This is a genomic window from Izhakiella capsodis (genome assembly GCF_900115045.1).
GTDB classification, from domain to species: Bacteria; Pseudomonadota; Gammaproteobacteria; order Enterobacterales; family Enterobacteriaceae; genus Izhakiella; species Izhakiella capsodis.
Map to the genome: position 1 here is coordinate 178658 of NZ_FOVC01000002.1, position 15151 is coordinate 193808.

Sequence of the window (15151 nt, forward strand, 5' to 3'; positions counted from 1 at the left end):
AATTCAGGTTGCTTACTGCTTTTGCATTCATTAAAACTAAAATTTTTTTCTACTATAGAACAAATATGGGAGGTGGGGTAAATATAAATCAAAAAAATTACTAATGTATGATCGATCGCTCATTATCGGGTCCAGGAACAATCGTAATCGGTCGAAAAATCGCGAATGGTCTGGTTGTTAGTAATCATCTGAGAAAAGGCTGAAGGCTAATATTGCTCAGGCATCATCTTTCTCATAGCATACGTTTGCCTGCAGGATTTTGTGCTATTTACTGGCCATCTCAGGATGATAACTAACTGGATTAACCGAATGAAAAATATAACCGTGCTTTTAGTTGATGATATTTTCGCTATGTTCATCCAGCGCTTATTTCTGCCTGCCTGATGATGGTTAATCAGTTTTGTTGCCCACGACGCCAGCCTGTAGTCGTGCTTATTTACAGAAAACCGCTTGTAACATATGGCTAAATACCAAAAGCGGATGGGTGAAATTCGCCAGCATATTGCCAGCGGCATCTGGTTAGCGGGAGATAAACTTCCTTCGCTGTGCTAACAGATTGTCGTCAGCGGAATGAGCTTGATGATGGTGGTGAAGGCTTGTCAGGTGGTGTAGAGAGCAGGTGTCCTGATTTCACGACCGCAGTCAGGCTACCAGGTCGAATTACAGGCAGCGTTTTTGCGCCAGCCCGTTGTGCACCGACGGTTCAACTGGCGGAGTCGGTAGATATCAATAGGTTTATCTTCGATGTGCGACAGGCAACGCGTGCCAAGCAGATTTTACCTTTTGGTGGCGCTTTCCCGACGCTGACTGGTTTTACCAGCATGCGTTAATGCGTTCACTCAATACCGTGGCGAGAAGCATGAAACCTGAGGACACGTTAGACAGGTTCAATGCGTCCTAGACGTGGTTGAGGAGCAGGAGTTGGTGGCCAGGATCCTGGAAAACCTTGTACATTAACTGCAATCAGGGCGCAGCAGAAAGACTATTTAGCCAGCCCTGAGATTGGTTCACGCGCTCCCCAGGTGAGGTGAAACATATCGTAAAAATCGAGTTCGCCTTTGGTTGCAAGCAGACGCTGCACACCCTGTTTAATTCCTTCAGGAACTGACGGATGAGAAAGGATTTCGTTAACAGCCTGGTTTGATAAATTGCGGTCATAATACCATTCGCCGTTGTAGCAGACACGTAAATCCAGCGTATCGATATCTTCGAATCGATAGCGTGGATTGATGTCCATCAGCATCAGAATGCTCATGATCAATACAAACAGCGTTGCGCCCCAGAAAGCAGGCCAGCCAAGAAATTCGGTAGTAAATATCAGCGCGACGGTAAGCAGATAGCAAATAAACATCAACGCCCACAGGCCTGGATGCTTTTTCATAAAGCTGAAACTGAAACGGGGTTTATTATCGCGCTGTTCTTCACGGTTTATCTGCTCAATTTCGTGCAGCATGATGGTTTTAATGATATCCATGCTTTCCTCTTAAATTGATTATTGCAATATTAAACCACGACGAACAAGAAGCGGCCAGAGGCAGTTTTTAATAATTAAATTATCACAGAGGTTCTGTTTGACTTAATTTAATAAAAATGAGCATGTTATGTATAACTGCGAAGAGTCATTGCAACCCTCCAGCAAAGTGCCACAATTGGCTAATAGTCTTTTTCAGATTCATGACAACAGGAGACGTCGTATGCTTCACGCTTCTTGCAGTCTTATGTCGCTAATGTCATTTGCCGCTGGTACGCTGATGACAGGAGCCTCAAGTCAACCGCACTATCTGTTGCTATCCCAGCCGGACAACGGGGTGCCAAATAACGTACAGTTCCCGCTGATTTGTTATCCCCAAGCTGCGCCTCGGGATAACACGAATCTGGTCGTCTGGTTCGAAGCGTGTTTCTCAACTAACCAGTGGCTGCCATGCGGGCGCTATCCGCTCCATCCCTATACCCATTTTCATCCTAACACTCATGAGGTATTGGGCATTTGCGCGGGTTGGGCGGAGCTATTATTTGGCGGTGATAATGGTCGGATGATGACAGTTCATGCGGGTGACGCAGTGCTGATCCCCGCAGGTGTGGGACATAAGCAGGTAGCGGCCAGCGATGATTTTTTTGCTGTTGTTGCTTATCCTTGTGGAGTGCAGCCCGAAACGCAGCGAGATGATAAAGCGTTGTTAAGCCTGGCGCTGGAAGCCGTGAAACAGGTTGCCATGCCGCAAACCGATCCGCTGCTGGGTGATGAAGGGGGGCTTGTTGAGATCTGGCACCCCCTGACTCGCGCAGGTAATCCACAAGATATATAACAAAACCGTCAGCGATAGTTATGATCACTGGCGTGTTAATGTTATTGCTGGAAAATGAGGTGTCGCTGTGAGTCAGCAGCTGATAATTTTGCGAACCTTGTCACCGGTCAGAGGAATATCTGGTATTAAATCTTGCGATTAAACAGCAGAAGCCACTTAATCACTTTGGCTGAATAAGAATAAATCAGTTTTTTTATTATGTAACAATCTAAGAACTTAGTTTGTAATACAAAAATTGACGTGATTATTTCGGTATTCTTGCTATTTGTGGCTGATATAGAGACCTGTTAATGCTATGGTTATTGTATGACTGTGGTTGTAAGATTTGCGGCTATGACTCATTAAGCGCACGGCAGGCATTTATATTTAAAATATGCGGCATATGATTTTTTCAACATGGTTATTTGATAAAAGACAGTGAGTGCTTAATATTTCTGTAATAGATACGTCACCGATGTGCGTTAACTTCGCAGTAAAACCCGGAGATGATTTGTGTTCACCATCGAACATGTTCTTGCGGATCTCTATCCCGAGCATAAACCGGCAGGCTGGCAACTGTCCCTGCTGAAAAGGTTATTGCACGAAAAGAAATTTCAGGCGTTTGACCAAAAATATCGTCATCTGCAAGGTTTCGATATGGTCGAACAGGTACTGGAATATTTCGATTTCCATTGCGATACCAGTGAGCGCGATCTGGAGCAAATTCCTGTCTCCGGACCGTTGGTTATTGTGGCCAATCATCCGCTTGGTTCACTTGATGGCCTGGCGCTATTGCACGCAGTATCTCAGGTTAGACGCGATGTGAAAATCGTCACCAATCGCCTGCTGTCCTGCCTTAGCGCACTAAAAAGCCTGATGCTGTCGGTTGATAATATGGGCAATCGTACTAGCCGCCAGCAGATAGCGTTGATGCAGGAGCAGCTGGACAATCAGGGAGCGCTGATCTTTTTTCCGGCAGGTGAAGTGTCGAGACTAAGCGGCAAAGGCGTTCGCGATGGTAAATGGAGCCCCGGTTTTGTTCGTCTCGCCGCGCGCTCACGGGCGGTGGTGGTACCGGTATATCTGAGCGGACGTAATTCTTCATTCTTTTATGCCATTTCGGCTATTTATCAACCTCTTTCGACGATGATGCTGGTCAACGAAATGTTTAAGCAACAGGGCAACAGGATCAAGCTGCAAATCGGTCAGCGCGTTCCTTTTGCCAACTGGCATGACGGCCACACGACGGCAAAAGAGCTGGCGGCCCGTTTTCGCCGCCATGTTTATCGGCTCAGTCAGGGAAAAAGCGGCCTGTTTCAGACTGAGGCGGCGATTGCCCGTGCAGAAGATCGCGCGGTACTGAAAAAAGCACTGGCGAATTGTGAGGTGCTCGGTCGGTTACCGGATAGCAAAGTGATTTATCTTTATCGCCGCAACGGTGAAGCTTACGTACCTGTTTTGCGCGAGCTGGGTCGCCTGCGTGAAATTGCTTTTCGCGCTGTCGGTGAAGGCAGTGGGCATCGCCGGGATCTCGATGATTATGATGACGATTATTACCACCTGATCCTTTGGGATGACGTGACGTTGGATATTGTCGGTGCCTATCGTTTTATTCCCACTGCGGAGCAGGTCAGGCGCAAAGGTCTCGCGGGTCTCTATAGCTATAGCCTGTTTAATTACGGTAACGAAATGAACCCAATACTCGACCAGGGAATCGAGCTAGGCCGCAGCTTTATTCAGCCGGCCTATTGGGGTCGGCGTGGATTAGATTATCTTTGGATGGGGATTGGTGCCTGGCTGGCGAAGTATCCGCAATATCGCTATTTGTTCGGTCCGGTATCTATCTCCGGCGGTTTGCCGCTGGCAGCGCGGGATTTGCTGGTTGCCTTTTATCGGCTCTACTTCGCGCCGACTTTGCCCTTAGCGCAATCACGGCGTCCTTACCCGGCATCATTACCTGATGTATTGGCACAGTTCAGTGGCGATAACTACCACGAAGACCTCCAGCGGTTAAAGAGTCTACTAAATAATCTTGGTTGCAGTATTCCGCCACTGTATAAACAGTATTCTGAGCTGTGCGAACAGGGGGGGGTACAGTTCATCGACTTTGGCAGCGATCCAGATTTTAATAACTGCATTGACGGTCTGGTTTTAGTAGACGTCAGCCAGCTCAAAGCGAGTCGGTTTGCACGTTATGTTGGCGTCTATCGACCAGAAAATGCTACTCCTTTCGGCGGCGAGAAGCCTGACGTTTAAGGTACCTTCATTTTTTTAATCAATTTTCCGGATCGATTTTTCTGTTTTAAAAAAGAGGGTTGAAATCACCACGTATAACGTTCCCACAAGACGTTCGTTACATCCGACAGGATGTCGAACAGCAACTGCAAGAGGTGCCAGGAAAAGAGAATGTTCAGCTGCGGAGTGCTTTTTCGACGCTGATGCAAAGTATTACCAGGAGGTACTTTCCGAGAGAAGGCACGAATGCCACCTGGCCCGATGCGCTAATCCTGGCTGAGCGATTTGGCCATCGTCGTGTCGCAAGATAAGGATGAATAGATGCTGCTATCGTCTGCTGGTGCGGTAAAAAAGGCCGCTGCAATTGCAGCGGCGCAGGTGTTTCAGGGCGTTTCCTGAGAGCCCATATTACCGAGGTCTTTATCGGCAAGATACAGGCCTTTGCCATCCTGACCGACCAGGGCAAGCTTATCGATAACGGCTTTGAATAGTTTCTCTTCTTCATGCTGTTCGGCAACATACCATTGCAGGAAGTTGAAGGTTGAGTAGTCCTGGCTGGTTATCGCAGCATGCGCCAGTTCGTTGATTTTTTTCGTAATAAATTTCTCGTGTTCGTAAGTTTTATCAAACACTTCAGAAAGGCTATTAAAGGTAACCGGCGGTGCGTCAATACTCCCAAGCACCGGCATCGCGCCGGTATCGCTGAGGTAGTTAAACAGGCGCCTCATATGGTTCATCTCTTCGCTGGAATGCTCGCGCAGAAATACGGCGGCACCTTCAAAACCTTTGTCGCTGCACCAGGCGCTCATCTGTAGATAGAGATTGGCAGAATAAAACTCAAGATTCAGCTGCTCGTTGAGCTTTGCGGTCATTTCATTGCTAAGCATGGTGTAACTCCGGGTATGTTATTTTCAAAATGAATATCAGGCGATGGAGTCTATTATGCATAATGTATTAAAAATAGAAATGGCGGAGTGAATTAATTTTTAATTATTTGTTTCTGTTTATCGTTAAAATGATTAAGTGATAATTATTATCGTGTTAAAAGAAATGGTTATCAATTTTTAATGGGGATGATAACTATTTTTATTAACAGCATCTACTCATCAAAGGCTAAGAGCCGTCACCTGTATTTTCAGGCTAATATGTAAGGCTTCACGAGTGGCCGCTATTTTCAGCCGCATACAAACATGATGTTTCTGTTTTTTCTTCGTGCCTTGAATAACAGAAGAATTATTTTAAATATAATCGCCGGCATGTTTAATTTTAGGATTGATAACGAATTTATAGTAAATAGCGGAATAACGTTTAAAAGCTGACAGATATAATCGCTGGAAGATATTTGTGTCAGGTAGGGTGAAATAGAACGCTTTACTGTTGAAAGGTAGCAAAGCGCAGTAACTGAAAAGGCCAACAGTTTTTTTACGAGTATCATAACAATACCTTCTGGGCTGGCATCTTAACGCCAACAGGTTGCCGGGCGGCTCGCCTTCGTAGTTAATAGCAGGGGCAACCAGGCGAAAGCGGTGACTGCCGATCAGAAAAAAGAGAGACAGAAGGTGTCATCGAAGACCGTGCAAAAAAGAGGTTTATCACGGTGATAAGCGCTGCTTGATGCACGGCCTGATCAAATAGAGTCCAGGTTTCCTGGGGGTTATAGTGATTCTCTGAATGCGTCAGCGATGAGTTTTATGGTTAATGCGTTAAGCCTGGTTGCTGGCAGGCCTGGGTTATCTGTTCGCTCATCTGATCCAGTAGTTCATAGCGACGGCGGTACTCTGCACGCTTTTTGCTGACGATATTTTCAATTGCTTTTCGCGGCATTTGTACGGGTAATATGAAGTTGCCTTTAGCATCTCGCTCGGCCCCCAGCGATTGCCAGAAATCATCATAATCCGCCAGCAGCTTATCTTTTTTCTTTGCCCGATAACGCCATGATTCATAGATATGGTTGCTATTACTGACGGCAATAATCCGCTCTGCGGATAATTGCCGTGCCAAATTGATCGCGGCTTCTGTCAGCACACGTTTTGGAAAAAGGCCATGACAGTATTTAGTTGCAGCCTGAATATTTTCATGAGGTGTTAAGGATTTCGCCCCCTGCAGACCACCAATAAAAAGTGTTCGTTTATTATCGATGGTGATGAGGGTAAACGTCAGCAGTGCCAGCGAGATATTTTTCTCATCACAGAATTGCAGAGTTGCTTCGCCCTCTTTGCTGAGAAAGTCCTCTGCGCACAACCTTACGCTAAATTTTTTCTGGCCTTTTCCAATAAATTCCGCCAGCAAGGCGCCACGATCAGAAAAATAGCCGTCAAGGAGATGACGTGGTAATGCATGACAGAATTGAACGTAGTGATCATAGATGTGACTGCGTTTCTGGCCGATATCCAAACCGAGCATCATCCAGGGGCGTTGAAGACGACAAGGAAGGCCCGGCTGAGCCTTGATTATCTGATCGAACAGAGGATGTTTCGCTAGCTCAGAAAGGTAACGATAAGAGTTAAATGGCATGCAAAGGGAACGAATAACAAATTTTTGGCGATTGGTTTTGTTCAGCCAGTATTCACCTGGCGTCAGATTACCTTGCGCCAGATCTAAAAATAATGACCAGCCGTTTAGCGGTTTGACATCATAAATGTTATCGGTTGTTTGAATTGATGACATAATAAACTCTTAAGGATAATCATAGGGTTACGAGCAATGAAGCGTGATTCATTTTCATTGCTCGATTACTCGTAACATCAGACGTGGCAATAATATCATTAATAAGGTAAACAAATGTTAATCAGTGTGAATTAAATGGAAGATCGTAATATATTCCCTACGGTTGTTATGGTGCGGTATAGCATTGGACGACGGTTCAGCTAAAAATCGGTTTGCTTCACTGGTTAAGCCGTTTACGCTGGGCTGATGATATAGAAGGTTGTGTGCTGTGCGGTAAACGTGCGATGAAGGTTTGCTGGCGCTTCTTTTCAGCACTAAAAAATAGGGCAAATGCGGTGCATATCGACTTTTTTTTCTGGACGATAGGGTATAAGTAGGGTTTGTTGTCTTAATTCTGTCGGAGGTTACATGTTCAGCATCACTTTTATTTACCTGTTCAGAATCCGCCGTTGGCAGCGGCGTGGCAACATTGTTGTTGCAACTACATCACGCTAGCGCCGCAGGCCCAGTGTTGTTCTCTCAAATCGCAGCACTGAGGCTTTTTTATAAATAATCCGATTCTTAGTGGCGTCCATCCTCGGTGCATCTGATTTACACAGGGACTGCGCCCTGTATCTTATCAAATAATAACAATCAATTAGCGTAGATCAGGCTAAACTTCGTGTTTACCTATTGTGACTACAGATTTTTCCTACATCGAGTGAGAGCGTAGTATGACAAAGTGTGTTGGTTGATAATTGAAAATAACGCCCGAAACTATATTTTTGATTTATTTACCTTGCTTTGATTTTGAATCACAGACACCTTCTTCTATAATAAGAAACCTAATTTGATAAAATTAATCATCACATCAGGTCCACCCTATTCGGAGGAGGTTATTATCAATATTCAGCGCAAAGATATCGATAACATCTGCCCTGGTCGTGACGAAGAGAAGAATCAGTTTAATAAAGATTGGGAGGTTATTTCGGAGGATTCAGCTGAGGTCGAACCCCAGCCTGAGATTATCCTGGGTATGCCTGTTTCTGATATCTTAACGCCAGCGGACAGATATCTGGAGTTGTTCGAGTCGGTTCAACTCGAACGCGTATTTACCGATAGCAAAACCTTCGCCGACTGCGCGCCGTTAAATGATCCCCAGCAAATCCTTGAGGACTTTCGCCGCCTGCGCAACATGCCTGGCTTCAATTTAACGCAGTTTGTTGCCAGCAACTTTAAATACACGTCGATAGAAAAAAACGATTACGTATCCGATCCGGGCAAAACGTTGACGCAGCACATTGATGATCTGTGGCCGGTTCTTACGAAAGAGCCGCACGAGCAGTCACCGTTTTCTTCATTGCTGCCGTTGCCTAAATCCTACGTGGTGCCAGGCGGACGATTCGGCGAGACCTACTACTGGGATTCCTACTTTAGCATGCTGGGGCTTGCCGAAAGTGGTCGGGAGGATCTGCTGCATAATATGGCAGACAATTTCGCCTGGCTTATCGATAACTACGGCCATATTCCCAATGGGAACCGCACCTATTATCTCAGCCGCTCTCAGCCTCCTGTTTTTGCTCTGATGGTTGAACTGTTTGAAGAGGACGGCATTCGCGGTTCCAAACGCTACCTGAATCAGTTGATTAAAGAGCATGATTACTGGATGGATGGCGCCGACGCGCTGGAGCCACAGCAGGCTTACCGCCACGTAGTAAAATTGCCGGACGGTTCGCTACTGAACCGTTATTGGGACGATCGGGATACGCCGCGTGATGAGTCTTATGCTGAAGACGTGGAAACCGCCCGGGGATCGTCGCGTCCGGCAAGCGAAGTCTACCGCGATTTGCGAGCGGGTGCCGCGTCAGGCTGGGACTATTCGTCACGCTGGCTACGCGATCCGCATCGGTTGGCCAGCATCCGTACTACCCAGTTTTTACCGATTGACCTTAACGCATTGCTTTATAAGCTGGAGTGCATGATTGCCAGCATTTCAGCTGTTGCTGGGGATGAAACTACCTCAGCGCGCTTTAGCCAGTATGCGACAAAGCGTCATCGTGCTATCGATCGCTATCTTTGGGATTATAGCGCCAACATTTATCGTGATTATGACTGGCGTCGCCAGCGGCTGGCGGCGTATACCGCGGCGGTAGTGGTACCGCTTTTCGTCGGGCTGGCAAGTCCGGTGCAGGGCGCATTCGTCGCACGGGCGCTGGAGAAAGATCTTCTCAGCGCGGGCGGGCTGATTACTTCGTTGCACAATTCCGGCCAACAGTGGGATAGCCCCAATGCCTGGGCTCCACTGCAATGGATGGCGATTCAGGGATTAAATGCTTATGGCGAAGAGAAGATGGGGGCCGAACTGGCCCGACGTTGGCTGACGACAGTGCATGATTTTTATCGCCAGCATGCAAGGCTGGTCGAAAAATATAATATTGTTGGGAATGAAGTAAAAGCCGGGGGCGGTGGGGAATACCCTTTGCAGGATGGTTTTGGCTGGACAAATGGAGTGACGCGTCGGCTGATTGCCCTTTACCCTGGGATAGTCGACTAAGGACCTCAAACTTCAGCAACAGCGCATGTAACTTGTCCCGCAGCGGTCGGTTAAAATTTTCAACGTAAAAATAGTTAATTCAGGTTATTACTTAAATTATTTGAACATTATAAACAAAAGCTTTTAATAATCTTATTGCGCTGAATTCTGCACAATCAGGAGTCCATTCCTCAATAAAAGGTCAGATTGATGTCAGTATGGAAAACAGTATATTTACCGCTGGTGATGGGACTGGGTATTTATTCGCAGGTAGCCGGGGCAACCGGCGTGAGCTATAAGATTGATGCGAGTCATACCTCGGTTATCGTTTCATGGGCGCATTTCGGTTTTTCCCACCCAACGGCTTCAATCAGCGAGGCGTCAGGTAATATCGTGTTTGATAAGACCGATCCCTCCCAGTCAAAAGTCGATGTTACTCTGCCGCTGAACACTATAGATACGCGGGTGCCAGCGCTGACCGAGGCGTTTCTTGGCGCGGGATACTTTGACGTAAAAAATTACCCGACTGCAACGTTTTCCAGTAGCAAAGTGACAGCTACAGGGAATAACAAATTTGATGTAGCCGGCAACCTGACCATAAAAGGTATTACTAAGCCGGTGGTACTGCATGCGACGCTTAACCAGCAAGAAATGCACCCGATGGTGAAAAAGCCGGCGATTGGCTTTGATGCGACCGCTACCGTTAAACGTTCCGATTATAAACTCGATGAATACGTGCCGTCGGTTAGCGATGAGATTGCAATACGCATCTCAACGGAAGCTTACGCTAAATAGTCAGGTGTTAAAAAACCCGCAAACAGTCCTGCGGGTTTTTGCCACGGCGTAGCGGGCAATGTTGAGTATGTTCAGGCTGTACGTGCGCGCCGCATGACCACTGTACTGATTACGCGGGAACATCCATACCGGCAGGCGTGACAGCCAGCTAAACTAAGGGCGTTTGCCGAAGCTTTGCTGCAAAACCGTCCAGCGTCTGGCCTGCTCGCTGATTGTAATTCCCAGACCGTGGCGTGCGGAGATAATCATGCGCCCATCGCGTAGCTCAAGCTGCTCATCGAACAGGGGATTAAGCCATTCGAAGTGCTCCAGCCACGGTTCGGTCGGATAGGCAGCGGCCAGATGTAAATGGATCTCCATAGCAAAGTGCGGTGCCAGTTTTTTGCCGTGCCTTGCCGCCAGATCCATAATTTGCATAAAGGGGGTGATGCCGCCAACGCGTGGTGCATCGGGCTGAACAAAGTCACTGGCGTTACCAAGGATTAACTGCTCATGTTCACGAAAGCTGGTGAGCATCTCGCCAGTGGCGATGGGGGTATCCAGCGTGCTGGCAAGCGCCGCGTGTCCTTCAACGTCATAAGCATCGAGAGGCTCTTCGATCCAGATCAAGTTAAAGCTTTCCATTTTACGGCCCATCCTGATAGCCGTTTCACGATCCCACTGCTGATTAGCGTCCACCATGAGCGGGAAGTTATCACCCAGCGCGTTGCGTACGGCAGCCAGTCGTTTCAGATCCTGCTGGTTATCGGGATGCCCTACTTTGATCTTAATACCGCCAATGCCGCTTTCACAGGAAATCGCGATATTCTTTATTACCTGCTCCAGCGGCGTATGCAGGAAGCCACCGGAAGTATTATAGCAGCGTACGGAATCCCGATGAGCGCCTAAAAGCTTTGCCAGCGGTAAGCCGGCTCGTCGGGCTTTCATATCCCATAACGCGATATCGACAGACGAAATTGCCTGTACTGCTAAGCCACTGCGTCCAACGGAAGCGCCTGCCCACAGAAGCTTGCTGTAAATTTTCTGAATATCGTTGGGGTCTTCACCCAGTAGATTATCAGCGATTTCCACGGCGTGAGCGTAAATCCCCCGGCCACCCGCTCGCTTGGAGTAGCTGAATCCTACGCCTTCAAATCCGTCGCGGGTGTGGATTTCGGCAAAAATTATTGCCACTTCACTCAATGGCTTTTGTCGACCGGTGAGCACCTTGGCATCGCTTACCGGCGTCGACAGCGGTAGAAATGCCAGCGAGATATTTACCCATTCAATACGATCGCCGCTCCCGGCGGCAGTGCTACCACCGGAGGATCGGGCGTAAGATACGGCGTTAGAATTCCCACTGTCTATCATTTATGGTGCTCCTTTATGATTTAAATGTTTGCGCTAACATTTATGCTTTTTAAATTATTAACGATTAAATACGGCTTTAAATCTACTTTGATCACAAAATTAATGTAGTAAATGATGACTTAATTTATTTAATTGATTGCGATAACATTTTATCAACGCAACCTTTGCCTGTTAGCAAAGGCGCGCACATTACCGGATCATGAAACGATTAGCGTCGGCAAGGGCAATAAGTGAAAAGCAAAAAAATGAAGTCAGAAGGCACTGTCGCACCGACTCTGGAGGATGTTGCGCGTGAGGCGGGTTTATCACCGATGACCGTCAGTCGGGCATTGAACAACCCAAAAATTGTTCGCCCGATGACGGTGGCGCGGGTCATGCTGGCGGTGGAGAAAACGGGCTACATTCCTAATATGCTGGCCGGAGGCCTTGCTTCAAGACGCAGCAAGCTAATTGCCGTCGTCGTACCGCAAATTAATAACAACATGTTTGTCGATACCATCCAGGCAATCAGTGATACCCTGGCGCAGCGTGGTTATCACATGCTGCTTTGTGTGGGCGGCTATGACAGTGATGGCGAAGCCGCTTTGGTGGCGACCTTGCTATCGCGCAAACCCGATGGGATCGTGCTTACCGGCATTCATCATGCGCCCGCGCTGAAAAAACGCCTGATAAACGCTGCACTGCCCGTGGTAGAAATATGGGATCTCACGCCGACGCCAATAGATATGCTGGTGGGGTTTTCCCATGAAAAAGTCGGCCGCCTTAGCGCGCGCTATTTGCTCGGCAAGGGATATCGCCGCTTTGGTTTACTGTGGACCGCAGATCAGCGGGCCTTGATACGTAAGCAAGGGGTAGTCGATATGCTGCAAAGTCATGTTGGTTGCTGGTTTGTGGAAGTGAAGGTAGGGCTACCGGCTACGATGCGTTTGGGGCGGGATGGTATGCAGGCGCTACTTGCTCGCGCCCCTGAGCTTGATGCGATCATCTGCAGTTCGGATACCCTGGCGCAGGGTGCGATCCTTGAGGCCCAATCTCAGGGTATTAGCGTACCACAGCAGCTGGCGGTAATGGGGTTTGGCGATCTCGATTTTGCTGCCTGCCATCTGCCTTCAATTACCACGGTAGCTATCGATCGCTGGCGGCTGGGTCAGGAAGCGGCGACGATGCTGGCTGATAAAATTGAAGGTATGACGCTTAGCGAGCCGCTGCGCGATTTGGGCTTCTGGCTCTGTGAGCGGCAGTCAGCCTGACTATTACAGAGGTTAATAAATATTACACTTTTCGGCACCTGCTCGCATCTTTTGTCTGGTGCTATGGATACCAAATCTTATTATGACCGACTGTTTTTCCCTTAATTCTCCCGCTGATGAATCTGCCCGATTTCGAACGACAAGAAAAACTTTTTAATCGCCGCTCGCGGGTCGCACTCGGCATAGTGTTAACCGGATTTTTGATTTTGCTGAGTAATCTCTGGCATCTGCAAATAGACGATCATCACTATTATCAGACACGCTCTAATGAGAATGATATCAAGATGATACCGTTAGCGCCGCGCCGTGGGATTATTTATGACCGCAACGGGATCCCGTTGGTAAGAAACGTCAAGAAGTTTGATCTCGCCGTTATGCCTTACAAAATCCATAATATGAAAGCGTTGATAAAGGCGCTAACGCCGGTGGTTTATCTGACCCCGGACGACATAAAGACCTTCTGGCAAGCGCTCAAACAGAGCAGCCGTTACCGCAATGTTGTACTAAAAGATGAACTCACGAACGTTGAAATGGCGCGATTTGCCGTTAACCAGTTTAAATTCGGCGGGGTGAGTATTAATAGCTATTACGACCGAGAGTATCCCTACGGTGCGGCGTTATCACACGTAATAGGATACGTCTCGCGGATTAGCGATAGTGATTATCAACGGTTGAAAAAAACCGGCGAGCTGGAGAATTACCTTGCGGATCGCAATATAGGTAAGCAAGGTATAGAAAGCTACTATGAAAAGCTGTTGCACGGTCAAACGGGCTATCAGGAAGTGGAAGTTGATAACCACGGCCGGATAGTGAGGGTCCTGAAAAAGGTGCCGCCGGTGGCGGGGAAAAATATCTATCTCACCCTTGATTTACCCCTCCAGCTGTTTGTGGAAAAGCAGCTTCCGGGTCAGCGTGCCGCCGTACTGATTGAAAACCCCAAGGATGCTTCAGTGCTGGCAATGGTCTCCTGCCCTGGCTACGATCCTAATCCTTTTGTTAAGGGGATCAGCTTTAAAGCTTATCATCAGTTGCTTACGGATAAAGATCTGCCGCTAATCAACCGCGTTACCCAGGGACTTTATCCTCCAGCCTCAACGGTGAAGCCCTATATTGCGATGTCGGCGCTTCTGGATAAAGTCATTACCCCGCAAACCGAGCTTTATAGTGGACCAACCTGGACGATACCGGGAACTAAACACTGCTACCATGACTGGAATAGAAATGGTCATGGCATGCTGGATGTGACGAAAGCGATTGAAGAATCCGCCGATACCTTTTTCTACCAGGTCGCATTCGAAATGGGTATTGACCGCATCCACGCGATGCTGTCGCAATTTGGTTATGGAAAGATGACTGGCATCGATCTTCACGAGGAGTATCCTGGCCTGCTGCCCTCGCGTCCCTGGAAAATGCGCGCCCATCATCAGCCTTGGTATCAGGGTGATACAATCTCTGTGGGGATCGGTCAGGGATATTGGATAGCCACGCCGATCCAGATGGTAAAAGCGCTGGTGACGCTACTGAATAACGGCCGGGTAATGTCGCCGCACCTGATGTCTGCTGCAAAGCTGGGTAATCAGACCATCCATTACAAATCACCGATGCCCGTAGGCCAGGTTGCCTCAACCAACTCACCCTACTGGGCGCTGATCCGCAAAGCGATGTTCGGTATGGCGAATTCGCCTGACGGCACCGGCTACAAGTATTTTCATAGCGCGCCCTACGGCATTGCAGCTAAAAGTGGTACCGCGCAGGTTTTCAGCCTGAAAAAAAACCAGATCTATAACGCCAAAACGCTCCCATTGCGCCTGCGTGATAACATACTTTATACCGCGTTCGCCCCCTATAAACATCCAACGGTTGCGATGGCGTTGGTGCTGGAAAACGGTGGGGATAACGGCATAGTGGCTGGCCCGGTAGTGCGCCATATCCTTGATTACATGTTCCTTAAAGGTCCTACTGGTCAAACGCAGATGCAGTTAGCCGATCAGGCGGCAAATAAATTGAATTAAGGAAATCATCGCGGATGCCGATAGTACTGATTTAACCGTAGGAAC

The 15151-nt window shown here is 47.9% G+C and carries 11 protein-coding genes; 7 read left to right on the top strand and 4 right to left on the bottom strand.

The annotated features are described in order from the left end of the window. Nucleotides 1-545: 545 nt before the first annotated feature. Nucleotides 546-830 carry a hypothetical protein gene (locus BM191_RS04230; protein ID WP_092875484.1) on the top strand — a complete coding sequence of 95 codons (285 nt, stop codon included), beginning with the start codon at nucleotides 546-548 and terminating at the stop codon, nucleotides 828-830. Nucleotides 831-982: 152 nt separating this feature from the next. Here the strand turns inward: BM191_RS04230 and BM191_RS04235 are convergent, their stop codons facing one another. After that, nucleotides 983-1474, bottom strand: a complete 492-nt coding sequence (locus BM191_RS04235; RefSeq protein ID WP_092875486.1) for a YlaC family protein — start codon at nucleotides 1472-1474, stop codon at nucleotides 983-985. A 220-nt stretch (nucleotides 1475-1694) separates the two neighbouring features. Here BM191_RS04235 and BM191_RS04240 point away from each other — a divergent pair, with 220 nt between their 5' ends. After that, the gene (locus BM191_RS04240) at nucleotides 1695-2306 is read left to right on the top strand and encodes a hypothetical protein (protein WP_092875488.1); all 612 of its coding nucleotides are present in this window, start codon (nucleotides 1695-1697) and stop codon (nucleotides 2304-2306) included. A 492-nt stretch (nucleotides 2307-2798) separates the two neighbouring features. Next, the gene (locus BM191_RS04245; protein ID WP_092875490.1) at nucleotides 2799-4541 is read left to right on the top strand and encodes a lysophospholipid acyltransferase family protein; all 1743 of its coding nucleotides are present in this window, start codon (nucleotides 2799-2801) and stop codon (nucleotides 4539-4541) included. A gap of 362 nt (nucleotides 4542-4903) precedes the next feature. Here BM191_RS04245 and ftnA read toward each other — a convergent pair whose 3' ends face one another. Continuing rightward, nucleotides 4904-5407, bottom strand: coding sequence for a non-heme ferritin (ftnA, locus tag BM191_RS04250; RefSeq protein ID WP_092875492.1), 504 nt, complete (start codon nucleotides 5405-5407; stop codon nucleotides 4904-4906). 808 nt (nucleotides 5408-6215) lie between these two features. Next, complete coding sequence (locus tag BM191_RS04255) at nucleotides 6216-7187, bottom strand: VirK/YbjX family protein (protein ID WP_092875494.1); 972 nt, start codon at nucleotides 7185-7187, stop codon at nucleotides 6216-6218. 901 nt (nucleotides 7188-8088) lie between these two features. Between BM191_RS04255 and treF the strand changes: the two genes are divergently transcribed. Then, nucleotides 8089-9720, top strand: a complete 1632-nt coding sequence (gene treF, locus BM191_RS04260; protein WP_269017625.1) for an alpha,alpha-trehalase TreF — start codon at nucleotides 8089-8091, stop codon at nucleotides 9718-9720. A 225-nt stretch (nucleotides 9721-9945) separates the two neighbouring features. Continuing rightward, entirely contained in the window at nucleotides 9946-10494 is a 549-nt protein-coding gene (locus BM191_RS04265) for a YceI family protein (protein ID WP_230479527.1), read from the top strand. Nucleotides 10495-10647: 153 nt separating this feature from the next. On the opposite strand, the gene BM191_RS04270 is transcribed toward BM191_RS04265, so the two are convergent. Beyond that, nucleotides 10648-11844 carry an L-talarate/galactarate dehydratase gene (locus BM191_RS04270; RefSeq protein ID WP_092875498.1) on the bottom strand — a complete coding sequence of 399 codons (1197 nt, stop codon included), beginning with the start codon at nucleotides 11842-11844 and terminating at the stop codon, nucleotides 10648-10650. Between the two features lie 245 nt (nucleotides 11845-12089). On the opposite strand from BM191_RS04270, the gene BM191_RS04275 reads away from it, so the two are divergent. Next, nucleotides 12090-13094: a LacI family DNA-binding transcriptional regulator gene (locus tag BM191_RS04275; RefSeq protein ID WP_092876154.1), complete on the top strand. Its 1005-nt coding sequence runs from the start codon at nucleotides 12090-12092 to the stop codon at nucleotides 13092-13094. A gap of 116 nt (nucleotides 13095-13210) precedes the next feature. Beyond that, nucleotides 13211-15106 carry a penicillin-binding protein 2 gene (mrdA, locus tag BM191_RS04280; RefSeq protein ID WP_092875500.1) on the top strand — a complete coding sequence of 632 codons (1896 nt, stop codon included), beginning with the start codon at nucleotides 13211-13213 and terminating at the stop codon, nucleotides 15104-15106. Nucleotides 15107-15151: the final 45 nt, after the last annotated feature.